Here is a 22,317-nt window from a genome sequence, read left to right as displayed (position 1 = left end):
TCTCCTTCGCCGAAAGTGCGCATCCCGGGCGCGATTGAACCAGGCGTTGCGCCCGTGCGGGCGACTTCGCTGGACTTGTACCCCCGTGCAAGTTGCAGGCTCGCCGGGTGCGCGTTGACGGAACCTCAGAAAGCGCCTTGTGGAGCCCGGGGCGGCGGAACTTCACCATCGGCCTGGTCCTGGTGATCACGTTGGCCGCGTTCGAGGCGATGGGCATCGGCACCGCCCTGCCGACGATCGTGCGCGAGCTGCACGCCGAGCAGTGGTACTCGTGGCCGTTCACCGTCTTCCTGGCGGCGAGCGCGATCGGCAACGTCGTCGGCGGGCGCATCGCCGACCGCCGCGGCCCAGGGGCGCCGTTGCTGGTGGCGATGCCGACCTTCGGCCTCGGGCTGCTGATCGCCGGATTCGCCCCGGACATGCCGAGCCTGCTGGTGGCGCGCGCCATGCAGGGCATCGGCGCCGGTGGGCAGATCGTGGCGCTGTACGTGCTGATCGCCAGGGTCTACCCGGAGCGGGATCGGCCTGCCGCGTTCGGTGCGCTGTCCGCGGCCTGGGTGGTGCCCGCGCTGGTCGGGCCCGCGATCACGGGGTTGCTCACCGAGCACCTCAGCTGGCGCTGGACCTTCCTCGGGCTCGCGCCGTTGATGCTGGTGGGGGCGTTGCTGCTGGTGCCGACGGTGCGGCGGCTCGGGGCCGGTGAGACCGCATCCCCGGCCGGTGCGCCGGGATTGCCGCTGGCTGCGGTGGGTGCTGCGGCCGGGGTCGTCGGGGTGAACTGGGCGGCGCAGACCGCGACGGACGGGAACACCTCCGTGCCGGTCGTGGTGATCGGCGCCGTGGCGCTGGTCGTGCTGGCTCCGTCGCTGCGAATGCTGCTGCCGCGCGGCACCTTCAGCGGGCAGTCCGGGATTCCGGTGATGGTGCTCGCGCGCGGGCTGCTCGCGGGGGTGTTCATCACCGCGCAGGCGTTCGTGCCGCTGACGCTGTCGGTCGTGCACGGCTACTCGCCTGCCACGGCCGGAATTCCGCTCACCGTCGGATCATTGGGCTGGTCGGCCGGCGCGTTCTTCCAGAGCTCCCGGCGCGATATCCGGCGGGAGTACCTGGTCGGCGCCGGTCTGCTGCTGGTGGCTACCGCGGTCGCCGGACTGGTGCTGATCGCGCCGGTCTGGGGGCCCGCGTGGGCGGTGTTCGGGCTGTGGTCGCTGGGCGGTGCGGGCATGGGCATCGCGATCTCCAGCACCTCGGTCCGGGTGCTGTCGCTGTCGGAACCGCAGCGGCGCGGGTTCAACTCGGCCGCGCTGCAGCTCTCGGACATGCTCGGGCAGGCGCTGCTGGTGGGGCTGGGCGGAGTGCTCGTGGCCGCGATGTCCCGGCCCGGTGCCGCCACCGCCGGGGTGGTGCCGCTGGACCTGCTGCTGGCCTGCGTCGCGGTGCTGTGCGCCGTGCGGGTCCTGCGCCGGGCGGCCGCGGCTGGGACCTGAGCCGCGCGACCGCGCCTGAGACCTGAGCCGCCCGGAGCCGACGAGCCCGGCCGGACCGGTGCACGCCTGGTTTACCCTGGTGTCGCGATGACTTACCTCGACCACGCCGCCACCACCCCCATGCGCGCGGGGGCGGTCACGGTGATGAGCGAGGCGTTGGCCCAGCTGGGCAACGCCTCCTCGCTGCACACCTCGGGCAGGCGCGCGCGCCGCGCCGTGGAGGAGTCCCGCGAGGGCATCGCCGCGGCACTGGGAGCGCGCCCCTCCGAGGTGCTGTTCACCGCCGGAGGCACCGAAAGCGACAACCTCGCGGTCAAGGGCATCTACTGGGCCAGGCGCGCCAAGGACCCGAACCGGCGCCGCATCCTCGCCTCGGCGGTGGAGCACCACGCGGTACTGGACGCGGTCGAGTGGCTGGCCGAGCACGAAGCCGCGGAGATCACCTGGCTGCCGGTCGACCAGGTCGGCCGGGTGCGCCCGGAAGCGCTGGAGGAGGCGCTGCGCGCGAACCCGGACGACGTCGCGATGATCACCGTGATGTGGGCGAACAACGAGGTCGGCACGGTCAACGAGATCTCGCGGCTGGCCGCGGTCGCGGACCGCTACGGCGTGCCGCTGCACACCGACGCGGTGCAGGCGGTGGACACCGTGCCGGTCGACTTCGCCGCCTCCGGCGCCGCTGCGCTCACCATGACCGGCCACAAGCTCGGCGGTCCCTACGGCGCGGGCGTGCTGCTGCTGGCTCGCGACGTCGAATGCACTCCGGTGCTGCACGGCGGCGGCCAGGAGCGCGAAGTGCGTTCCGGCACGCTGGACACCCCGAGCGTGCTGGGCTTGGCCAGCGCGGTGCGGGAAGCGGTGCGCGAACGCCCGGAGCACGGCCCGGCGCTGGCGAAGCTGCGCGACGAGCTGATCAGCGGCGTGCTCGCCGCGGTGCCGGACGCCGTGCTCAACGGCGATCCGGGCGCGGGCGGGCAGGACGGCGAATGGTCCCGGCTGCCCGGCAACGCGCACTTCACCTTCCCCGGCTGCGAAGGCGACAGCCTGCTGATGCTGCTGGACGCCAACGGAATCGAATGCTCCACCGGCTCCGCCTGCACCGCCGGAGTGGCCGAGCCGAGCCACGTGCTGCTGGCGATGGGGGCCGAGGCGCGGGCCGCGCGCAGCTCCCTGCGATTCTCGCTGGGGCACGACTCCACCGAGGCCGACGTGCGGGCGCTGACCGAGGCGATCGGGCCGGTGGTGGAACGGGCGCGCAACGCCGGGCTGACCGGGTTGCGCAGGGCGGCGGGTCCGACGACCGCCACGACGGAGGTGTGAGAGCAGTGCGAGTACTGGCAGCGATGAGCGGCGGGGTGGACTCCGCGGTCGCCGCCGCCCGCGCGGTCGCCGCCGGGCACGACGTCACCGGCGTGCACCTGGCGCTGTCGGCGAAGCCCGGCACGCTGCGCACCGGTGCCCGCGGCTGCTGCACGGTCGAGGACTCCCGGGACGCGCGCCGCGCCGCGGACATCCTCGGAATCCCGTTCTACGTCTGGGATTTCGCCGAGCGGTTCACCGAAGAGGTGATCGAGACCTTCGTCGGCGAGTACGCCGCCGGGCGCACGCCGAACCCCTGCCTGACCTGCAACGAGAAGATCAAGTTCGAGGCGTTGCTGGAGAAGGCGATGGCGCTGGGCTTCGACGCCGTCTGCACCGGCCACTACGCGCGCCTGGTGGTCCGGGACGGCGTGCCGGAGCTGCGCCGCAGCCGGGACGATGGCAAGGACCAGTCCTACGTGCTGGCCTCGCTGACCGCCGAGCAGCTGCGGCACTCGATGTTCCCGCTGGGCGACTCGCTGAAGTCCGAGGTGCGCGCGGAGGCCGACGAGCGCGACCTGGCGGTGGCGCAGAAACCGGACAGCCACGACATCTGCTTCATCCCGGACGGCGACACCCGCGGGTTCCTGGAGTCCAAGCTCGGCGAGCGCCCGGGTGAGCTGGTCGACGCCGAAAGCGGCGCGGTGCTGGGGCACCACACCGGCGTGCACGGGTTCACCGTCGGCCAGCGCAAGGGCCTCGGCATCGAAGCGCCCGCCGCGGACGGCAAACCGCGCTACGTGCTCTCGCTGGAGCCGGTTTCCGGGACCGTGAAGGTCGGTTCCGCCGAGGACCTCGGCGTCACCGGCATCGACGCGAAGCGGCCGATCTGGCCTTCGGAGCGGGAATTGGACGGTGCCACCGAGTGCGTCGTGCAGGTGCGCGCGCACGGCGGCACCGCCGGAGCCGTCGCGGAGGTCGCCGACGGCGGGCTGAGCGTCCGGCTCGACGAGCCGCTGCGCGGCGTGGCGCCGGGCCAGGCGATCGTGCTCTACCGCCCCGACGACGCGGGCGACGTCGTGCTCGGCAGCGCCTTGATCTCCGCAACCCGCTAACCCGAGCGACGTTCAGGAGTGAACGGACCGTTCGTCCGAATAGATTGGTCAAACAGGCCGTTCACTCGAGACCGTTTCGGAGTGAACGGACCGTTCGTCCCGATCGGCCGGAAGGGCTCGGCACTTCGCGAACGTCGGTCAGCGGCCGCGCAGGACGGCTTCGAGCTCGTCGAGGGCGCCGAGCGCCTGGGTGAAGCTGAACACGTAGAGGTTCCGCAGCGGCACGGCCCCGCCCGCGCGCACCGGGGGCAGGTTCCGGTACGCGCCCTGGTCGAGCAGCGCCTGCATCGCGGGGTCCACCGCGCCGTCCGGGTTGACCTGGTAGAAGATCACGTCCGAGTCGGCCAGCACGCCGATCTGCTCGAAGGACTGCTCGACCGCGCTGCCGGTGCGCCCGGCCGAAGCGCCCGCGAACCGGGCTCCGGCCTCGGTCAGCACCACCCCGCTCCACGAGTCCGGCAGGCACAGGTTCCACGAGCCCTGCTTGAACGACGCGATGAGGCTGAACTCGGTGCGCGCCAACGCATCCGCGTGCTGCTGCCGGATCTGCGCCGCCCGCTGCAGGTAGCGCTCGCGGAGCCGGTTCATCGGCTCCGGGCGGTTCACCGCGTTCGCCGCTTGCAGCGCCATGTCCTGCCACTGCCCGGAAACCAGCGAGGTCAGGATCACCGTCGGCGCCAGCGAGCTGAGCTTCTCGTAGGTGTCGCCGCCGCTGAGCGTGAACGCGCTGTTGCCGATGATGAGATCGGGCTGCGCGGCGAGCACCCGCTCGAACTCCGGCTGGTAACCGCCCACCCGCGGTAACGACCGGTATGCCGCCAGGTGCTGCGCGGGCATCCAGTCGTCGAGTCCGTCCACAGTGGCCGCCGGTCGCACGCCCACGTCCAGCAGCGCCAGCGTCGCGTACTGGTCGAGGCACACCACGCGCTGCGGATTCGCCGGGATGCGCACCGGGCCGAGGTGCGTGTCGATGCTGCGCGACGGTCCTTCCGGCGCCGCCCCGCCGGGTTGTTGCGCGCACCCGGCGACTCCGGCGGCGGCCAGCGCGGTCGCGGCGTGCAGCAGGCCGCGGCGGGAAAGTGACGGCATCGGAACTCCTTGGCGACGGTCTTGCTCTCGTTCGGCGCGGGTGGTCCGGCGAGCAACCGGAACAGGCGCCGAGCCGGATCCCCGGATCGAGCATGGTTAGCCTAACCTTTCAGGCCGCCGGGATCACCCGTCCGGTGCGCTTGCTGGGAATCCCTCGCGATCAGCCGCGGGCCGCCACGTCAGAATGGCCGGGTGAGCGATGAAGCAGCGTGGAACCCCGGCACCGCCACCGCCCTCGGCTCCATGCCGGGCACCGACCCGTTGGAGACCGCGCGGGTCGTGGCGGGCGAGCTGCCCGGGCTGATGCCGTTCCCCGAACTGCCCGCGCGCGGCGTCGGCGCCGACCTGATCGGGCGCGCCGCCGGTCTGCTGGTGGATCTCGCGGTGCAGGTCGTGCCGTCCGGTTACCGGGTGACCGGCAGTCCCGGCCGGGATCAGCGGCGCGCGGTGGACCTGCTGCGCTGGGACCTGGACGCCGTCGAGCAGGCGGTCGCCGAGGCGGGCGCGCCGCGGGCGGTGAAGGTGCAGGCGGCCGGGCCGTGGACGCTGGCCGCCGGGGTCGAGCTGGAGCGCGGGCACCGCGTGCTCACCGACCCGGGCGCGCTGCGGGACTTCACCGCGTCGCTGGTGGAGGGCCTGTCCCGGCACGTCGAGCAGGTCGCGGCGCGCACCGGTGCGCGGGTGGTGGTGCAGCTCGACGAGCCGTCGCTGCCCGCGGTGCTGGCCGGATCGCTGAAGACTCCCTCCGGCTACGGCAACGTTCTCGCGGTTCCGGAGCCGGAGGTGCGGGAACTGCTGGGCGAGGTGATCGGCGAACTCGCGGACGTCTCCGGCGCGCCCGTGATCGCGCACTGCTGCGCCGACCGGCCGCCGGTGACGCTGCTGCGGCGGGCCGGTGCGGGCGCCGTGGCGCTGGACGCGACCGGGCTCGGCTCGGTGTCCGGGGCGTTCGCCGACGAGCTGGGGGAGGCGTGGGAGGAAGGCACCACGCTGCTGCTCGGCCTGGTACCCGGAACCGAACCGGCGAACCGCCCGGACGCTCGGGAACTGGCTCGGCCGGGACTGGAGCTGGCCGCACGACTCGGTTTCGGGCCGCGGGTGCTGATCGAGCGCAGCATGGTGAGCCCCGCTTGCGGCCTCGCCGGGGCGACGCCGGACTGGGCGCGGCGGGCGTTCGGGCTGGTGCGGGATCTCACCGAGGTTTTCCAGGAGGAGGCGCACCGCTGAGGGCCTTGCGAGGTCATCCGGCCGCCGAGGCCCGCGGTCGGATGCGCTTCGGGGTTCCCGCGGACCGATCATGCAAGATCAATCTATGCGGTTCGGGTCACTCGGATGTTTCAACGGTGGTAGGAAAAACGTCGTGTCCAACACCGGCGAAGTGGCGCGGTTCTCCTGGGTGCACCGCAGCACCATCCAGGACGCCGCCTGCCTGACCTTCGTGCGCGGCGTCGACGCGGACCGCGTCGGGCGCGGCTTCGGTGCGGTCACCGAGCACGTGCAGAAGCTCGACTTCGACGAGTTCTGCGAGGAAGCGTTCGCGCACCAGGACCGCTACCCGGTGATCGGCCTGCGCACCGGGGACGGCTGGACGCTGGTGGCCGAGGACGGCGGGCTGCAGGGCACCCGCCGCGAGGTGCTGCGGCGCGTCAGCGCGGGCACCGCGGCGGTGTCGGCGTTCTGGGACGTCAACGGGCTCACCCGGTTCTCGCACGCGGTGGACGGGGCGGTGCGCACCTCGTTCGAGGCGTTGATGCCGGAGTACCGGCTCGGCGTCGCCCCGGACGAGCTGGAGGAGATCCGCGCCGGGCTGCCGTGGGCGGGCAGCGGCTCGGAGGAGCGGGGTGAGAACAGCGTCGAGCTGATGCTCGCGCTCGCCGCCCGGATCACCGGATGCCCGCTCACCCCGGAGTGGCTGGAAGGCGATTTCCTCACCTACCCCGTCGCGCCCTGGCCGCAGGACCTGCCCGCCTCCCCGGAGGAGCTGCTGGACGAGGTCGGGCTGGCGCGCATCTGGCCCGAGCACCCGGATTCGGCGGCGCTGCTGAGCGAACTCCGCCGCGCAGGGTCGTCGAGGTGCGGGCGTGCCGCGGTGGGTGTGGCGCGGTACGTGCTGGACGTGGCCGACGGGTTCGGGTGGCCCGAGGTGACCGAGACGTTGCGGGCCTTGGAAACCGGCGCGGAGTTCGACGCCGGGCGGATCGGTGAGCTCGTGCGGCTGCGCCGCTGGGAGTTGCACCGCGGTCCGGCCACCAGCGCCGACCGCGCCCGCGTGCGCGCGCTGGAGGTGCTGCGGCAGGCCACCAACGACGATCCGCTGGTGGGCCTGCTCGGGACGCTGGCCGAGTCCCGCAGGCTCCGGCTGGAGCAGGCCACCATCTCCGACCTGGCCGCGGCCGCCCTGTCCTGACCCCCACTCGTCCGAAGTGCGAACCGCTGGACCGATGGGAGCGGGCGAACGGCCCGTTCACTGCTGACGAAGCCGCGCGGGCGCCCGCCGCGGACTCGATGCGGATCGGCGGGAATCGCCACGGCGGGCGGCGGGCGGCTTGCACAATGAGCGCATGATGAGGTTCCTGCGCCGCCGCCGTGCCGATGCCGACGCAGCCGAGGCCGCGGAAGCCGGTGCCGATGGCACGTCGACCGGCGCCGCACCGCTCGACACCGCGCCGGAATCCGGAGTCACCGCCGATGCGCGTGCGAAGGCCGATGAGTTCTGGCGCCGCTGGGAAGAACTGCTGCCGGAGGTCGCCGCCGCCCTCGGCGAAGGCGCCCCGCAGCGCTTCGACCACCAGCTCGCCGAGGCCGTCGCGGGCGTGCACCCGGACCTCACGTTCTCCGTCGAGCAAGGCGAAGAGGCGGTGTACGCGCTGGTGATCAGCGCGCAGGCCGATCCCGAGCTGCGGCCTTACACCGACGCGTGGAAGGCGGCCGCCCCGGAGGCCGACGCCCTGTTCGAGTACCACGACTCGGTTCCGCCGGTGCCGGACCCGACGCAGGTGACGGTCAACCTCCGCGACCGGCGCTACGCGCTCGACGAGGTGCGGGTGTTCGCGCGCGTCGACGAGGGCGAAGGGCTGGTGGACGTGGCGGTCTACCACCCCGGTTTCGCCGGTTTGGAGTCCGAGGCGCGTTCGGCGCTGACGTTCCTGCCGCTGGACGCCGCGCTCGGCGAACGGCTGGCCGCCGACCGGTTGGGCCGGGTGGAGACCGCCGAGGCGGAACCGTCCGGGGCGGTGGGCCTGCTGGAGTTCCGCGACCTGGTCCGTCGCCTCGACGACCCGAACAGCTCGGAGTGAGCGACCCGGTCGCCCCGGACCAGTCGGGCGACCCGTTCGCTCGCCGATCCGTTCGTTCAGCGACCCCTGACGGCCGACACGCCCGCACCGCCGCCTGATCCGCGCAACTTCTTCCGGCGCGAGCGCTCCCGTTCGCCCGTCCTGGCCGGTCCAGCGGTCCGTTCGCGCCGAAAAGCACCGGGTAGCCCCGCCGGCGGGCGGCAGCGGAGGTGATCCGCGCGAACTGTCCGGACGGCTGGTTAGGCTTTCGGGCGTGACCAGCAAGAAGCGGGCCGGTGCCGACTCCGGCGAGAGCGTCCAGCAGAACCCGGCCGACGACGGCGACCGCGCCACCGAGCTGCCCGACGACCCCGCGGCAGCCGCGCGCACCGAGGGCATCGAGGACGTGCCCGCGGACGTGCGCGAGCGCTACCAGGCCCTCGTCGAGGAGGTGCGCGGGCACCAGTTCCGCTACTACGTGCTGGACTCGCCGACGATCGCCGACTCGGAGTTCGACGAGCGGTTCGTCGAGCTGCAGCGCATGGAGCAGCAGCACCCGGCGCTGCGCGCACCGGACTCGCCGACGCAGGTGGTCGGCGGCACCTTCGCCACCGAGTTCAACGCCGTTGACCACCTGGAGCGGATGCTCAGCCTGGACAACGCCTTCGATACCGAGGAGTTCCGCACCTGGGTGGACCGGGTGGAGCGCGAGGTCGGCGCGGACGCGCACTACCTGTGCGAGCTCAAGATCGACGGGCTGGCGATCAACCTGCTCTACCGGGACGGCCGCCTGGAACGCGCGCTGACCCGCGGCGACGGGCGCACCGGCGAGGACGTCACGCTCAACGTGCGCACCATGGCCGACGTGCCGGACCGGCTCACCGGCACCGCCGATTTCCCGGTTCCGGCGCTGGTGGAGGTCCGGGGCGAGGTGTACTTCCGCGTCTCGGAGTTCGCCGACCTCAACGCCGCCCTGGTCGAGTCCGGCAAGGCGCCGTTCGCCAACCCGCGCAACGCGGCGGCGGGTTCGCTGCGGCAGAAGGATCCGCGGGTGACGCGCACCCGTCCGCTTCGGCTGATCTGCCACGGCCTCGGCAAGCGCGAGGGTTTCGAGCCGAGCAGGCAGTCCGAGTCCTACGCCGCGTTGAAGGCGTGGGGCCTGCCGGTCTCCCGGCACACCCAAGTGTTGTCCACAGTGGACGAGATCGTGCGGCTGATCGGCTACTGGGGCGAGAACCGGGACACCGCCGAGCACGAGATCGACGGCGTGGTGGTCAAGGTCGACGAGGTCTCGCTGCAGCGCAGGCTCGGCACCACCTCCCGCGCCCCGCGCTGGTCGATCGCCTACAAGTACCCGCCGGAGCAGGCCACCACGGTGCTGCGCGACATCAAGGTGAACGTGGGCCGCACCGGCCGGGTCACCCCGTACGCGGAGATGGAGCCGGTGCAGGTCGCCGGTTCGACGGTGTCCATGGCCACGCTGCACAACTCCGACGAGGTGCGCCGCAAGGGCGTGCTGATCGGCGACCGGGTGGTGATCCGCAAGGCGGGGGACGTGATCCCGGAGGTGCTCAGCCCGGTCGTGGACGTCCGCGACGGCCGCGAGCGCGAGTTCGTGATGCCCACCGAGTGCCCGGAGTGCGGCACCGCGCTGCGCAGGCAGAAGGAGAGCGACGTGGACATCCGCTGTCCGAACGCCCGCTCCTGCCCGGCGCAGCTGCGCGAGCGGTTGTTCCACCTGGCCGGGCGCGGCGCCTTCGACATCGAGGTGCTGGGCTACGAGTCGGCGGTCGCGCTGCTGGGTGCCGGCGCGCTGGTCGACGAGGGCGACGTGTTCCACCTCGACGAGCAGAAGTTGCTGGCCACCGACCTGTTCCGGACCAAGGAGGGCAACCTCTCCGCGAACGGCGCGAAACTGCTGGGGAACCTGGAGGCGGCCAAGCGCAAGCCGTTGTGGCGGGTGCTGGTGGCGCTGTCCATCCGGCACGTGGGACCGACCGCGGCGCAGGCGCTGGCCCGCGAATTCGGCTCCATGGAGCGGATCGAGCAGGCCGCGGAGGAGGACATCGCCGCGGTCGACGGCGTCGGCCCCACGATCGCGGGCGCGGTGCGCGAGTGGTTCGAAGTGGACTGGCACCGCGAGGTCGTGCGCAAGTGGCGCGAAGCCGGGGTGCGGATGGCCGATGAGCGCGACGAGTCGGTGCCCCGCACGCTCACCGGTCTGTCCATTGTGGTCACGGGTTCGCTGAACGTCTATTCCCGGGACGAAGCCAAGGAACTCATCATGGCCCGCGGCGGCCGCGCGGCCGGGTCGGTGTCGAAGAAGACCGCGTTCGTCGTCGCGGGCGACAACCCGGGGTCCAAGTACGACAAGGCGGTGCAGCACAAGGTTCCGGTGCTGGACGAGGAAGGCTTCACCGTCCTGCTCGAGCAGGGCCCGGACGCCGCGGCCGAGGCCGCGCTCGACGTCGGCGAACCGAAGCAGGACTAGGAGCTGCTCGGGGAGTTCGCGCCGGTGGCCGGGCTGAGCACATCGCAACCGGCTGACGCCGCTTCTCGAACCCAACGCTCAGCTCGCCACCGCTTCGGTGCGCTCCGTTCTCGGCAGCATCGCCGTGGCGAGCGCTGTGGCGAGCATCAGCCCGGTCATCAGCAGGAACGCGTGCCCGTAGGCGGCGGCGAGCGCCTCGGGCGCGCGGTCGGCGGTGGCGGTCGCCGCCGCCACGGCCGCGAGTCCCACGGCGCCGCCGACCTGCTTGGTGGTGTTCATCAGCCCGGATGCCGCGCCCGCGTCCTCGGCGGCGACTCCGCTGGTCACCACGGTCGTGATCGGAGTGTTCAGCAGTCCGCCGCCGATCGCGATCAGGATCCCCGGCCCGAGCAGCCCGAGCACGTAACCGGAGTCCGGCGTCAGCAGGCTCTGCCAGCCGAACCCGGCCGCGCTGATCGACGCACCCGTCGCGATCAGCGCGCGCGTGCCGACGTGGCGCATCAGCCTCGGCACCACGTTCACGCCCAGCAGGATGCTCACCAGCGTGTGCGGCAGGAATCCGAGCCCGGTCGCCAATGGCCCGTAGTGCAGGAGTTCCTGCATGGCCAGCGACAGGAAGTACCACATGGGATTCAGGCACGCCCCGGCCAGCAACAGCACGACATTGCCCGCCGACACCGCGCGCAGCCGGAACAGCCGCACCGGAATCAGGGCGGCATCGCTGTGGCGCGCTTCGTGCGCTGCGAACAGCGCGAGCAGGGTCAGGCCCGCGAACGCCGCCGCAACGGCGAGCGAATCCGCGTCGCGCAGTTGCGTGATCCCGTACGTGAGCGTGATCAGACCGGCCGTGGCGGTGAGCGCTCCGGGCACGTCCAGGCGTGCAGCCGTTGAGGCCCGGTCGCGCGCCAGCAGGCTCAGCGCCAGCGGCGCGGCAACGACCCCGATCGGCACGTTGATCAGCAGCGTCGCCCGCCAGGAGAGGTACTCGGTGAGCACTCCGCCCGCGAGATTTCCGGCCGTGCCACCGGCCATTCCGACGGCGGCCCAGATCGCCAGCGCTCGGGTCCGGTCGTTCCCCTCGGGGAACGTGGTGGTCAGCAGCGTCAGCGTGGCCGGGGCGAGCACGGCCGCGCCGAGCCCCTGCACAGCCCGCGCCGCGATCAGCGCGCCAGGCTCGACCGCCGTCCCGCCCACCAGGCTGGCCACGCAGAACAACGCGAGCCCGGCGAGGAACGCGCGCCTGCGCCCGATCACGTCGGCGAGCCGCCCGCCCATCAGCAGGAAACCGGCGAAGACCAGCGCGTAGGCGTTGACCACCCAGGGCAGCACCGTTTCGTCGAGACCCAGTGAAGCGCTGATCGACGGCAACGCCACGTTCACCACGGACACGTCCAGCACGACGATGAACTGCGCCGCGCAGGCCAGGGCGAGCAGGAGCCTCCGGCGATCCAAGATTCCCCCTTTTTGATACAGCAGTATCATATACAGCAGTATCACGTAGGAGAAGCTAGGAGAAGCATTGCCGAAGACCGTCGATCACGCCCAGCGCCGAGCCGCGATCGCGGACGGCCTCGTGCGGGTGGCCGCGCGGGAAGGGCTGCACGCGGTCACGATGCGCGCCGTCGCCGCCGAGGCCGGCGTCTCGTTGCGGCTGGTGCAGTACTACTTCCACAGCAAAGCCCAGCTCATGCACTCCGCTCTGCTGCACCTGGAAGAACGCAGCCACCAGCGGTGGGCGGAGCGGATGCGCGCTCGCGGCGGGTCGACCCGCGAGCTGGTCGCGGAACTGCTCGCCGAAGCGCTGCCCACCGACGAGGCGAGCCGGGCGTTCCACCTGGTGTGGACTTCGTTCGCGGCGCTGGCGATGACCGACGCCGAGCTGTCCGCGCAGCCGTTCGTCGAGGGCCCGCAACGGCTGGAGGAGCAGCTCACCGGCCTGCTTACGCGGGCGCGGGAGAACGGCGAACTGCTCGCGAGCGCCGACCCGGCGATCGAATCCGCCCGGCTGTTGGCCCTCGGCCACGGCCTCGGAACCACGGTCCTGGTCGGCCAGCGCACCGCCGACTCCGCCCGAACCGTGCTGAACTACCACCTGAACGCGCTGTTCGGGTAGAGCCTCGGCCTGTCGCGGATGCCGCCTGTCGCTCTACTCGCGTTGATGTGTATTGTTGGTGTATGAGCCGCACAAACATCGATATAGACGATGAACTGGTCGAAGCCGCGATGCACCGGTACGGCCTGACGACCAAGCGCGAAGCGGTCGACGTCGCGTTGCGCAGACTTGTCGGTCCTAAAGTGACCAGCGAGGAGTTCTTCGCGCTGGAAGGGATCGGCTGGGATGGCGATCTCAACGAGATCCGCGACGATGCTCCGGAGCAGGTATGAAGCAGTATCTCGTCGATACGTCGGTCTGGATCGACTTTCTTCGCGGGATTCCCGGTGGATCCCACGACGTCATGAAGGACTTGGGGCAGGACACCGACTGCATCGCCACCACAGAGCCTGTGATCATGGAACTGCGAGCCGGAGCCGTGGGAACTCGGCTGGCTCGGATCGAAGGGACGTTGAACCGCTTCGCGCAGCTTGGCGTTCAGCCGACCACAGATTTCTTCGTGGCGGCCGACCTCTACAGGCAGGTGCGCCGCAACGGGAACACTGTCCGCTCCATGGTCGACTGCCTGATCGCTGCGGTCGCCATCCGAACTGGCGCAACGCTGGTTCATCGAGACCGTGACTACGCGTTGCTGGCGGATATCGCTACCGAGCTTCGGGTGCGGTCTGCACTGGACTGATCAGTCGTCCAGGACCACCGAGACGATGCCCGCCAGGTGCGCGAGGCGCGCGACCTCGGCGGCGCGGAACATCGGGCCACCGGGGCGTCCGGCCAGCAGCACGCGATCCGGTTTGCCGATCGGGGTCGCCGCCAGTTCGGTGCCGAGTTCCTGCCAGGTTTCCGGCACCCAGCCCTCGTCGCCGTCCAGGATCGTGGCGCGCGGCAGCGGCAGCCACGGCAGCTCCAGGTAGCCCTGCTGCGGTGCGGACGAACTCGCGGCCAGTTGTTCGGCACCGCCCGAGTGGTGCCCGAACACGATCGCCCAGCCGGAGCGGATGATCTTCGGCACGCCCTCGGCGAAGATCTGCAGGCCGTTGCCGGGCTCGGCGGCGATGTCCTCGACCAGCTCCAGCTCGCGGTGGGTGTCCAGCACGCCCGCGTACGGCCGGACCGCGTCGACCTCGACCCCGTCGATGGACTCCGCGGCGGTGATCAGGATGTCCGGCAGGCGACCGGACGGCAGTTCCACCACCATGTCGTCGATGGCCACGTCCGAGGCCCGCTCGACCACGTCGACGCTGAGTATGTCTGCTCCGATCTCGCCCAGCGCACTCGCCACCGCCCCGAGGATCCCCGGGCGGTCCGGTATCTGAACCCGGATCAGGAAGGACACCGGACTCAACGCCTCCAGCTTCGTGCGCGGCACCTCGCCGTCCGCGCTCCCCGCGACGCACGGCCGCTCACCAGGGCCGCCGTGCGAGCAGCAGGCGGGCCAAATTGTGGCAGACACCGCACCCTAGCGGTGCGCCCGCCGTTCGTGTAGTGCAACGCGAGGTCGTCGTTGCACCTTCCCGCGCTGCCCGGCTTACCCGCGAAGGCCGCATTGACCCCGATGAAGCGGTCCGCCGCTGCTGTTCCGGAGAGGGCGGCCGACACGCGCGGCCGTCAGCCGAGGGGGGCCGATGCGGCGAAGTGGCGAGCAGGCGGAAGGGGCCTGCGCTGCCGCTCCGCGGCGCAGCGGTGACACGGGGTGACGACCGGGTTCGCCCCCTGGCCGGGGCCATGCGGGCTCGGCAATAGACTGAGGACAACCCGTGATACCGGACATGACCAGGGAGCCTTCGCAGTGTCCAAGATCTCCCGCGACGAGGTCGCGCACCTCGCCGGCCTGGCCAGGCTGGCGGTCACCGAGCAGGAGCTCGACACCTTCGCCGGTCAGCTCGACGTGATCCTCGAATCGGTGGCCCGCGTCGGGGAGGTCGCCGCGCAGGACATCCCCCCGACTTCGCACGCGGTGCCGGTGACCAACGTGTTCCGCGAAGACGTGGTGCGGCCCAGCCTGCCGCGCGAGGCCGCGCTGGACGGCGCGCCCGCGGCCGAGGAGAACCGGTTCCGCGTCCCGCGGATCTTGAACGAGGAGGCGTGATGACCCAGACCGCGACCGGCGGCGACTCGGCCCTGACCGGCCTGACCGCCGCGGAGCTGGCAGCCGAGCTGGCCGCCGGCGAGGTGAGTTCGGTCGAGGCCACCCGCGCCCACCTGGACCGCATCTCCGGCGTGGACGGCAACGTGCACGCCTTCCTGCACGTGGACGCCGACGGTGCGCTCGATGCCGCGAACAAGGCCGACGAGGACCGCGCCGCCGGCCGGTCGGCTTCCCCGCTGGCTGGCGTGCCGCTGGCGCTCAAGGACGTGTTCGCCACCGGCGACATGCCCACCACCTGCGGCTCGAAGATGCTGGAGGGCTGGGTCCCGCCGTACGACTCCACGGTGGCGCAGCGGCTGCGCGAGGCCGGTGTGGTGGTGCTCGGCAAGACCAACATGGACGAGTTCGCGATGGGCTCGTCCACCGAGAACTCCGCCTACGGCCCCACCCGCAACCCGTGGAACACCGAGCGCATCCCCGGCGGCTCGGGCGGCGGTTCGGCGGCGGCGCTGGCCGCGTTCGAGGCGCCGCTGGCGATCGGCACCGACACCGGCGGCTCGATCCGCCAGCCGGGCGCGGTGACCGGCACGGTCGGCGTGAAACCGACCTACGGCGGCGTTTCCCGCTACGGCCTGGTGGCGTTCTCGTCCTCGCTGGACCAGCCAGGGCCGTGCGCGCGCACGGTGCTGGACGCGGCGATGCTGCACGAGGTGATCGCCGGGCACGACCCGATGGACTCGACCTCGATCAACGCCCCGGTGCCGCAGGTCGCGGCGGCCGCCCGCGAAGGCGCGGCCGGGGACCTGACCGGCGTGAAGGTCGGCGTGGTGCGCGAGTTCGCCGGTGAGGGCTACCAGCCCGGGGTGGAGCGTTCGTTCCGCGCCGCGGTGGAGCAGCTGTCGAAGCTGGGCGCTGAGGTCGTGGAGATCTCCTGCCCGCACTTCGACTACGCGCTCGGCGCCTACTACCTGATCGCGCCGAGCGAGGCGTCGTCCAACCTGGCCCGGTTCGACGCGATGCGCTACGGCCTGCGCGTCGGCGACGACGGGGAGCGCAGCGCCGAGCAAGTCATGTCGCTGACCCGCGAAGCCGGGTTCGGTGCCGAGGTCAAGCGCCGGATCATGCTCGGCACCTACGCGCTGTCGTCCGGCTACTACGACGCCTACTACGGCCAGGCGCAGAAGGTCCGCACGCTGATCTCCCGCGACTTCACCGCCGCGTTCGAGCAGGTGGACGTGCTGGTCTCGCCGACCACGCCGACCACCGCGTTCGAGATCGGTGAGCGCTCCGACGATCCGCTGGCGATGTACCTGGCGGACCTGTGCACGATTCCGGTGAACCTGGCGGGCAACGCCGCCATGAGCGTCCCCAGTGGACTGTCCGATGAGGACGGAATGCCGGTGGGACTGCAGATCATGGCCCCGGCGCTGGCCGACGACCGGCTCTACCGGGTCGGCGCGGCCTACGAGACCGCCCGCGACGCCGCCCAGGGCGGCCCGCTGATCGACCGCATTCCCGCCCTGGAGGTGGCGTGATGAACTCGAAGATCAAGGCAGTGATCCAGCTCGCGTCGGTGCTGTCGGCGGCCTTCGGGCTGCGCGCGAGCATCCGCGACGCCAAGGCCAACAACGACAAGCTGGCGATGGCCGACTCGATCATCACCGCGCTCGGCCTGGTCACCGGCACCGCGCTGGCGATCCGCACGCTGCGCAAGGGGGAGGACGCGAAGTGACCGCGGTCGCCGAGATCATGGACTACGAGGAGGTCCTGGAGCGGTTCGACCCGGTGCTGGGCCTCGAGGTGCACGTGGAGCTGTCCACGGCCACCAAGATGTTCTGCGGCTGCGCCAACGCCTTCGGCGCCGAACCGAACACCCAGGTCTGCCCGGTGTGCCTGGGCCTGCCCGGTGCGCTGCCGGTGGTCAACGGCAAAGCGGTGGAATCGGCGATCCGGATCGGGCTCGCGCTGAACTGCCAGGTCGCCGAGTGGTGCCGGTTCGCGCGGAAGAACTACTTCTACCCGGACATGCCGAAGAACTTCCAGACCTCGCAGTACGACGAGCCGATCGTCTTCGACGGCCACCTCGACGTGGCGCTCGACGACGGGGAGACCTTCCGCGTCGAGATCGAGCGCGCGCACATGGAGGAGGACACCGGCAAGTCGCTGCACGTCGGCGGTGCCACCGGGCGGATCCACGGCGCCGAGCACTCGCTGCTGGACTACAACCGGGCCGGGGTGCCGCTGATCGAGATCGTCACCAAGCCGATCACCGGCGCAGGCGAACGCGCGCCCGAGGTGGCGCGGGCCTACGTGGCCGCGCTGCGGGACCTGCTGCGCTCGCTGGAGGTCTCCGACGTGCGGATGGACCAGGGCTCGCTGCGCTGCGACGCGAACGTGTCGCTGATGGCCAAGGACGCGGCGGAGTTCGGCACCCGCACCGAGACGAAGAACGTGAACTCGCTGCGCAGCGTCGAGCGGGCGGTGCGCTACGAGATGCGGCGGCACGCGGCGGTGCTGGTCTCCGGCGGCGAGATCAAGCAGGAGACGCGGCACTTCGACGAGGCTTCCGCGGCGACTTCGGCCGGTCGGCCGAAGGAGACCTCGGAGGACTACCGCTACTTCCCGGAGCCGGACCTGGTGCCGATCGCCCCGTCCCGCGAGTGGGTCGGCGAGCTGTCCCAGACGCTGCCGGAACTGCCCTGGGAGCGGCGCAAGCGCATCCAGCAGGAGTGGTCGCTGTCCGATGAGGAACTGCGCGACCTGGTCAACGCGGGCGCGCTGGACCTGGTCGCATCCACTGTGGACGCCGGTGCGGCGCCGTCCGAGGCGCGGTCCTGGTGGGTGGCCTACCTGTCCCAGCAGGCCAACACCCGCGGCGTCGAGCTCGGCGAGCTGCCGATCCAGCCCGCGCAGGTCGCGCGGGTGGTCGAGCTGGTCACCGAAGGAAAGCTGACGCACAAGCTGGCGCGCCAGGTCGTCGACGGCGTGCTCGACGGGCAGGGCGAGCCGGACGAGGTCGTGGCCGCCCAAGGGCTGGAGGTCGTCTCCGACGACTCCGAGCTGCAGGCCGCGGTGGACGAGGCGCTGGCCGCGCAGCCGGACGTGGTCGAGAAGATCCGCGGCGGCAAGGTGCAGGCCGCGGGTGCGGTCGTCGGCGCGGTCATGAAGGCGACCGGCGGCAAGGCCGACGCCAAGCGCGTCCGCGAACTCATCCTCGCCGCCTGCGGGCAGTGAGCCGCCACTCCGGCGCTCCCGCACCGGTGACTTTTTCCGAGTGAACGGCCTGTTGGTCCGACCAGATTGGACCAACGGGCCGTTCACTCATTGCGGACCCGCGCACGCGCTACCCGGCCGGCGGAGAGCGGTTCCGAGCGAGCGGCTCGTTGGTCCGGCTGGAGTCCGTTCACTCGTCGAGGGACCGGGTCAGTCGGGGTCGCCGTATTCGCCGAACCAGTGGGCCAGGCGGCCGCGGCGGCCCACCGCGCGCAGTCGGCGCTCGGTCGCGGTGCGGACCGCGGCCGTCGTCATGATCAGCAGTTCGTCGCCGGTGGACAGGCGGGTTTCCGGGCTCGGCACGAACGAGGTCTCGCCGCGGATGACCAGCGTGATCACGCTCGGCTCGGGCAGCCGCAGCTCCAGCACCGTCACGTAGTGCAGCTGCGAGCCCGGCGGGATCGACACCGTCAGCAGCTCCGCGTCGAGCACGTCCAGCGGCGCCACCTCGACCTGGATCTCCTGCGCCGCGTCCGCCCGGATCAGCCCCAGCAACCGCGCCAGCCGCAGCAGTCCCGGCCCCTGCACCAGCGTGAACACCGCGACCAGCACGAACACCAGGCCGAGCACCCGGCTGCTGCCCGGCACCCCGGCCACCACCGGGAACGTCGCCAGCACGATCGGCACCGCGCCGCGCAGGCCCGCCCACGACACGAAGACCTGCTCGCGCCACGGCAGCTTGAACAGCACCAGCGACACCGCCACCGACAGCGGCCGCGCCACCAGCAGCAGCACCAGGCCCACGACCAGTGCGGGCAGCAGCTCCGGCAGCAGCTCGTGCGGCGTGACCAGCAGTCCCAGCAGCACGAACAGGCCGATCTGCGCCAGCCAGCCGAGCCCTTCGGCGAACGAGCGCAGCGAAGCCCGATGCGGCAGGCCGGAGTTCGCCAGCACCAATCCCGCGACGTAGGCGGCGAGGAAACCGGAAGCGGCGATCGCTCCGGACGTGGCGAACGCGACCACTCCCAGCCCGAACATCGCCAGCGGGTACAGCCCCGAAGCGGGCAGCTCGATCCGCCGCAGCCCCCAGGCGCCGAGCTTGCCGACGGCGAACCCGACCACGGCGCCGACGACGAGCTGGTAGAGCAGGTTCGCGGCCACCCCGACCGGTTCGATGCTCAACGGGATGCTGCTGAACAGCAGCACCAGGATCACCGTCGGCGCGTCGTTGAACCCGGACTCCGCCTCCAGCAGGCCCGCCACGCGCCGCGGCACCGGCAGCGTGCGCAGCACGGAGAACACCGCGGCGGCGTCGGTGGACGACACGATCGCCCCGAGCAGCAGCGCGGGCTGCCAGTCCAGCCCGATCAGCAGATGCGCGCCGGTCGCGGTGACCGCCACGCTCACGCCGACGCCGACCGTGGCCAGCATCCCGGAAGGCGCCAGCAGCGCGCGCACGTCCGCCCACCTGGTGGTGAGCCCGCCTTCGACCAGGATCACCGCCAGCGCGGCGGTGCCGAGGTTCTGCGCGAGCTGGGCGTCGTCGAAGCGCAGCCCGAGCCCGTCCTCGCCGATCGCGAGCCCGACGACGAGGAACAGCAGCAGCGCGGGCAGTCCGACCCGGGAAGCCGCGCGGGTGGCCACGATGCTCGCCAGCAGCACGAGTCCACCTGCCAGCAGCGCCACGTACAGCTGCTGCAAGTCCATCGCGGGTCCCCGTCCGGCATCGCGCCGCGGTCCCGATCACGCGCGGCGGAGTGTCCTGAGTGGACCACGAGCGGCGCGGCCGCGTCAGGTGCGCCACGCATGGCGGCGCGAGCTCGCTGCCTGCCGGGTGAACGACGGGGGAGCCTTCCGCTGCGGTGGCCCGTCAGCGAGGACGGTGATTCCGCCGGGTAGCCGAATCTTCGGCGAAGACCTCGAACGCTCAGTCCTTGCCCGCGGTGCCGCCGCTCGGCGGGTCGATGCGCAGCACCCGGTCGTCGCTGGGTACCGGGCGGCCACCGGATTTGTTCGCGGTGCCCAGCCAGAGCTGCCCGTCCTTGCTCATCGCCGCGGCGGAGAACCGGCCGTAGGTGTTCTCCATGACCTTGGCGGGTTCCCCGGTGATCGAACCGCCGGGCCCGGGCGTGAGCGTGTACAGCGCCGCGGCCTCGCGCAACGCCACCACGATCCCGTTCGGCGCCGCGGCGCATCCGGCGACTCCGGGCCGGTCCGGCCAGCTCCACACCGCCGACCCCACCGGCTGACCCGGTTGCACGCGGTGCAGCGAGTCGCGGGAGGCGTCCCGGTCGGTCAGCCAGATCCCGGCCGCGGCCGATCCGCACAGCCCGCCGGGACTGGTCACCCCGGAGGCCACCACCGGCGACGCCGGATCGGGGTTGCCGGGCGCTGGCGCGCCGAACGCGTCGATGCGCAGCACCTTGCCCGCCAGCGAAGCCGGGTCCGCGGCGTTCGCCGGATCGCCCGCATCGCCGGTGGCCACCAGCAGCCCGCCCTGGCCGTCGTCGAGCAGCGCGCCGGAATTGCCGGAGCCGCCCTTCGGGATGCCGGTCAGCACCGGTTTCGGCCGGTCGCCCGGCGCCACGCGCAGGACCTGGTTGCCGCCGCCGGTGCTGGCGTAGGCGTAGAAGAGCTCGTCCTCCTGGTAACTGGGGGACAGCGCGAGCCCGGTCAGCCCTCCGTCGCCGGACGAGTCGACCGGGACGCGGGCGACCTCCACCGGTTCGCTGTCCTTGCGCACTCGCAGCACCCGGCCGGTGTCGCGTTCGGCGACCAGCGCGCTCTGCCCGTCCGGCAGCACCGCGACCGCGCCGACCGGGGACAAGCAGGTAGCGACGACCGACGGATCAGGGTCCACGCAGCCTTCCGGAACGGCCGGTTCCTCGGGCACCGGCTGCCCGGGCGGTGGCGGTGGTGGCGGCGGTTGCTCGATCGACGGCTGCGGTCCGGCCTGCGGTTCCAGCGACGGCTGGTCTTTCCAGGCGTTCGGGTGCTCGTTCGGGAACTGGGCGCAACCGGCGAACGCGGCCGCGACGAGCAGCGCACCCGCGGCCGTCCGCAGGCGGCGGGTCGTGCGGTTCGCGCGGTTCGAGGCTGCCACGGGGCACGAGGGTATCGGCCGGTCCGTGAACGTCCGGTGAGCAGCCCCGGCGTTCCGCCTCCCGGAAACCGAATGGAATTCGTCCGCGCTCTGCCCGGCCGCCGGGTTAGGGCCGAATGCAGCAAATACACCTGGTGGCGGGTTGCAACCTTCTACGGCGGGAATGCGAACCGATACGAGCAGTGCGCGGGCGCGCTGCGGAATGCGGCGAATGCGGAGGCTTTCGGCGGGATTCCGCCAAGCGTCGGAACCCGGCGCAAGGACGTCGCGAAATCTTCACTCGAAAGGGTCGCTTTTTGTGCTTGGGATGGCTTAACCTCCAGCGCCGTGAGCATTCACGACGAGCGCCCGAGCGGCGGGGGCGCACACCGCGACGATCGCGTGCGGGACACCGAAGGTTCGGGTCCCGGAACGTACAACTACTACGACGACGCCGCCTACAGCGACGGCACGGCAACGTCGGTGGTCGACCGCCGCTACGAGGACGACTACTACGAGCCGCTGCCGCCGCAGCGAAAGCAGTTCGGCTGGAACGCGGGCGCGGACTTCGGCCTGCTGGTCATCCGGCTGGTGCTCGGCGGGATCTTCGCCGCGCACGGCGCGCAGAAACTGTTCGGCGTGCTCGGCGGCAGCGGCCCCGAGGCATTCGCGCAGTCGCTGGCGAAATCCGGATTCCAGCAGAGCCAGATCCTCTCGCTGGTCACCGGCGGCACCGAACTCGGTGCGGGCGCGCTGCTGGTGCTCGGCCTGTTCACCCCGCTGGCCGCGGCCGGCATCGCAGGGGTGATGGCCAGCGCGGTGATCGGCACCAGACTCGGCGACGGATTCTTCTCGCCGGACGGTTACGAGTACAACGTGGTGCTGGCCGCGCTCGCGGTCGGCCTGATGTTCATCGGACCGGGCAGGGCCGCGCTGGACAACGGCCGTTCCTGGTTCCGGCACCCGGTGGTCAGCGGAATCATCTGCCTGCTGATCGCGGCCGGTTCTTCCGCCGGAGTGCTGTTCTTCCTGCACTGAGGCGCCGTACGCACCGAGTGAACGGACCG

Annotated in this window: 20 protein-coding genes; 15 read left to right on the top strand and 5 right to left on the bottom strand. The window is 71.8% G+C overall.

What is annotated here, in order from left to right:
• Positions 1-107 precede the first annotated feature (107 nt).
• From INP57_RS12270 to mnmA, 3 genes are all read left to right on the top strand, one after another.
• The gene (locus INP57_RS12270; RefSeq protein WP_307850032.1) at positions 108-1,487 is read left to right on the top strand and encodes an MFS transporter; all 1,380 of its coding nucleotides are present in this window, start codon (positions 108-110) and stop codon (positions 1,485-1,487) included.
• An 87-nt stretch (positions 1,488-1,574) separates the two neighbouring features.
• The gene (locus tag INP57_RS12265; protein ID WP_200070261.1) at positions 1,575-2,807 is read left to right on the top strand and encodes a cysteine desulfurase family protein; all 1,233 of its coding nucleotides are present in this window, start codon (positions 1,575-1,577) and stop codon (positions 2,805-2,807) included.
• Positions 2,808-2,812: 5 nt separating this feature from the next.
• Positions 2,813-3,901, top strand: a complete 1,089-nt coding sequence (gene mnmA / locus INP57_RS12260; protein ID WP_200070260.1) for a tRNA 2-thiouridine(34) synthase MnmA — start codon at positions 2,813-2,815, stop codon at positions 3,899-3,901.
• Positions 3,902-4,039: 138 nt separating this feature from the next.
• Here mnmA and INP57_RS12255 read toward each other — a convergent pair whose 3' ends face one another.
• Positions 4,040-4,990 carry an ABC transporter substrate-binding protein gene (locus INP57_RS12255; RefSeq protein ID WP_200070259.1) on the bottom strand — a complete coding sequence of 317 codons (951 nt, stop codon included), beginning with the start codon at positions 4,988-4,990 and terminating at the stop codon, positions 4,040-4,042.
• Between the two features lie 192 nt (positions 4,991-5,182).
• Between INP57_RS12255 and INP57_RS12250 the strand changes: the two genes are divergently transcribed.
• The 4 genes from INP57_RS12250 to ligA all read left to right on the top strand — a co-directional run bounded on the left by INP57_RS12250 (position 5,183) and on the right by ligA (position 10,756).
• Positions 5,183-6,217, top strand: a complete 1,035-nt coding sequence (locus INP57_RS12250) for a methionine synthase (protein ID WP_307850031.1) — start codon at positions 5,183-5,185, stop codon at positions 6,215-6,217.
• Between the two features lie 133 nt (positions 6,218-6,350).
• Positions 6,351-7,397, top strand: coding sequence for a DUF6461 domain-containing protein (locus INP57_RS12245; protein WP_200070258.1), 1,047 nt, complete (start codon positions 6,351-6,353; stop codon positions 7,395-7,397).
• 157 nt (positions 7,398-7,554) lie between these two features.
• Positions 7,555-8,286 carry a hypothetical protein gene (locus INP57_RS12240; RefSeq protein ID WP_200070406.1) on the top strand — a complete coding sequence of 244 codons (732 nt, stop codon included), beginning with the start codon at positions 7,555-7,557 and terminating at the stop codon, positions 8,284-8,286.
• Positions 8,287-8,539: 253 nt separating this feature from the next.
• Positions 8,540-10,756 carry an NAD-dependent DNA ligase LigA gene (gene ligA / locus INP57_RS12235; RefSeq protein ID WP_374220941.1) on the top strand — a complete coding sequence of 739 codons (2,217 nt, stop codon included), beginning with the start codon at positions 8,540-8,542 and terminating at the stop codon, positions 10,754-10,756.
• 78 nt (positions 10,757-10,834) lie between these two features.
• Here ligA and INP57_RS12230 read toward each other — a convergent pair whose 3' ends face one another.
• Positions 10,835-12,208, bottom strand: a complete 1,374-nt coding sequence (locus INP57_RS12230; protein ID WP_233627359.1) for an MFS transporter — start codon at positions 12,206-12,208, stop codon at positions 10,835-10,837.
• 67 nt (positions 12,209-12,275) lie between these two features.
• Here INP57_RS12230 and INP57_RS12225 point away from each other — a divergent pair, with 67 nt between their 5' ends.
• The 3 genes from INP57_RS12225 (at position 12,276) to vapC (ending at position 13,548) form a co-directional block, all read left to right on the top strand.
• Entirely contained in the window at positions 12,276-12,869 is a 594-nt protein-coding gene (locus tag INP57_RS12225; protein WP_200070256.1) for a TetR/AcrR family transcriptional regulator, read from the top strand.
• A gap of 62 nt (positions 12,870-12,931) precedes the next feature.
• Positions 12,932-13,141 carry a type II toxin-antitoxin system VapB family antitoxin gene (locus tag INP57_RS12220; protein ID WP_200070255.1) on the top strand — a complete coding sequence of 70 codons (210 nt, stop codon included), beginning with the start codon at positions 12,932-12,934 and terminating at the stop codon, positions 13,139-13,141.
• A complete protein-coding gene (gene vapC / locus INP57_RS12215) occupies positions 13,138-13,548 on the top strand; it encodes a type II toxin-antitoxin system VapC family toxin (RefSeq protein ID WP_200070254.1) in 411 nt (136 codons plus the stop codon). Before INP57_RS12220 ends, vapC begins: the two co-directional genes overlap by 4 nt.
• Here vapC and INP57_RS12210 read toward each other — a convergent pair whose 3' ends face one another.
• Positions 13,549-14,202, bottom strand: coding sequence for an ACT domain-containing protein (locus tag INP57_RS12210; protein WP_200070404.1), 654 nt, complete (start codon positions 14,200-14,202; stop codon positions 13,549-13,551).
• A gap of 453 nt (positions 14,203-14,655) precedes the next feature.
• Between INP57_RS12210 and gatC the strand changes: the two genes are divergently transcribed.
• From gatC to gatB, 4 genes are read left to right on the top strand one after another with little or no spacing between them, the layout of a single operon-like run.
• The gene (gene gatC, locus INP57_RS12205; RefSeq protein WP_200070253.1) at positions 14,656-14,955 is read left to right on the top strand and encodes an Asp-tRNA(Asn)/Glu-tRNA(Gln) amidotransferase subunit GatC; all 300 of its coding nucleotides are present in this window, start codon (positions 14,656-14,658) and stop codon (positions 14,953-14,955) included.
• Positions 14,955-16,490, top strand: coding sequence for an Asp-tRNA(Asn)/Glu-tRNA(Gln) amidotransferase subunit GatA (gene gatA, locus INP57_RS12200; protein ID WP_200070252.1), 1,536 nt, complete (start codon positions 14,955-14,957; stop codon positions 16,488-16,490). Before gatC ends, gatA begins: the two co-directional genes overlap by 1 nt.
• Positions 16,490-16,687, top strand: a complete 198-nt coding sequence (locus INP57_RS12195; RefSeq protein WP_200070251.1) for a hypothetical protein — start codon at positions 16,490-16,492, stop codon at positions 16,685-16,687. The genes gatA and INP57_RS12195 overlap by 1 nt, the downstream gene beginning before the upstream one ends.
• On the top strand, positions 16,684-18,189 hold the full coding sequence (gene gatB / locus INP57_RS12190) for an Asp-tRNA(Asn)/Glu-tRNA(Gln) amidotransferase subunit GatB (protein WP_200070250.1): 1,506 nt from the start codon (positions 16,684-16,686) through the stop codon (positions 18,187-18,189). The genes INP57_RS12195 and gatB overlap by 4 nt, the downstream gene beginning before the upstream one ends.
• A gap of 189 nt (positions 18,190-18,378) precedes the next feature.
• On the opposite strand, the gene INP57_RS12185 is transcribed toward gatB, so the two are convergent.
• Together INP57_RS12185 and INP57_RS12180 are read right to left on the bottom strand one after the other, a co-directional pair.
• The gene (locus tag INP57_RS12185; protein ID WP_233627467.1) at positions 18,379-19,869 is read right to left on the bottom strand and encodes a potassium/proton antiporter; all 1,491 of its coding nucleotides are present in this window, start codon (positions 19,867-19,869) and stop codon (positions 18,379-18,381) included.
• Between the two features lie 226 nt (positions 19,870-20,095).
• On the bottom strand, positions 20,096-21,271 hold the full coding sequence (locus INP57_RS12180; protein ID WP_307850030.1) for a PQQ-dependent sugar dehydrogenase: 1,176 nt from the start codon (positions 21,269-21,271) through the stop codon (positions 20,096-20,098).
• Between the two features lie 327 nt (positions 21,272-21,598).
• Here INP57_RS12180 and INP57_RS12175 point away from each other — a divergent pair, with 327 nt between their 5' ends.
• Positions 21,599-22,288, top strand: a complete 690-nt coding sequence (locus INP57_RS12175) for a DoxX family protein (protein ID WP_200070248.1) — start codon at positions 21,599-21,601, stop codon at positions 22,286-22,288.
• Positions 22,289-22,317 lie beyond the last annotated feature (29 nt).

It is taken from the genome of Saccharopolyspora galaxeae (assembly GCF_016526145.1).
In the GTDB taxonomy this organism is placed as follows: Bacteria; Actinomycetota; Actinomycetes; order Mycobacteriales; family Pseudonocardiaceae; genus Saccharopolyspora_C; species Saccharopolyspora_C galaxeae.
The sequence above is the reverse complement of the archived record's forward strand: the minus strand, read 5'-3'. Positions and strand labels throughout refer to the sequence as shown.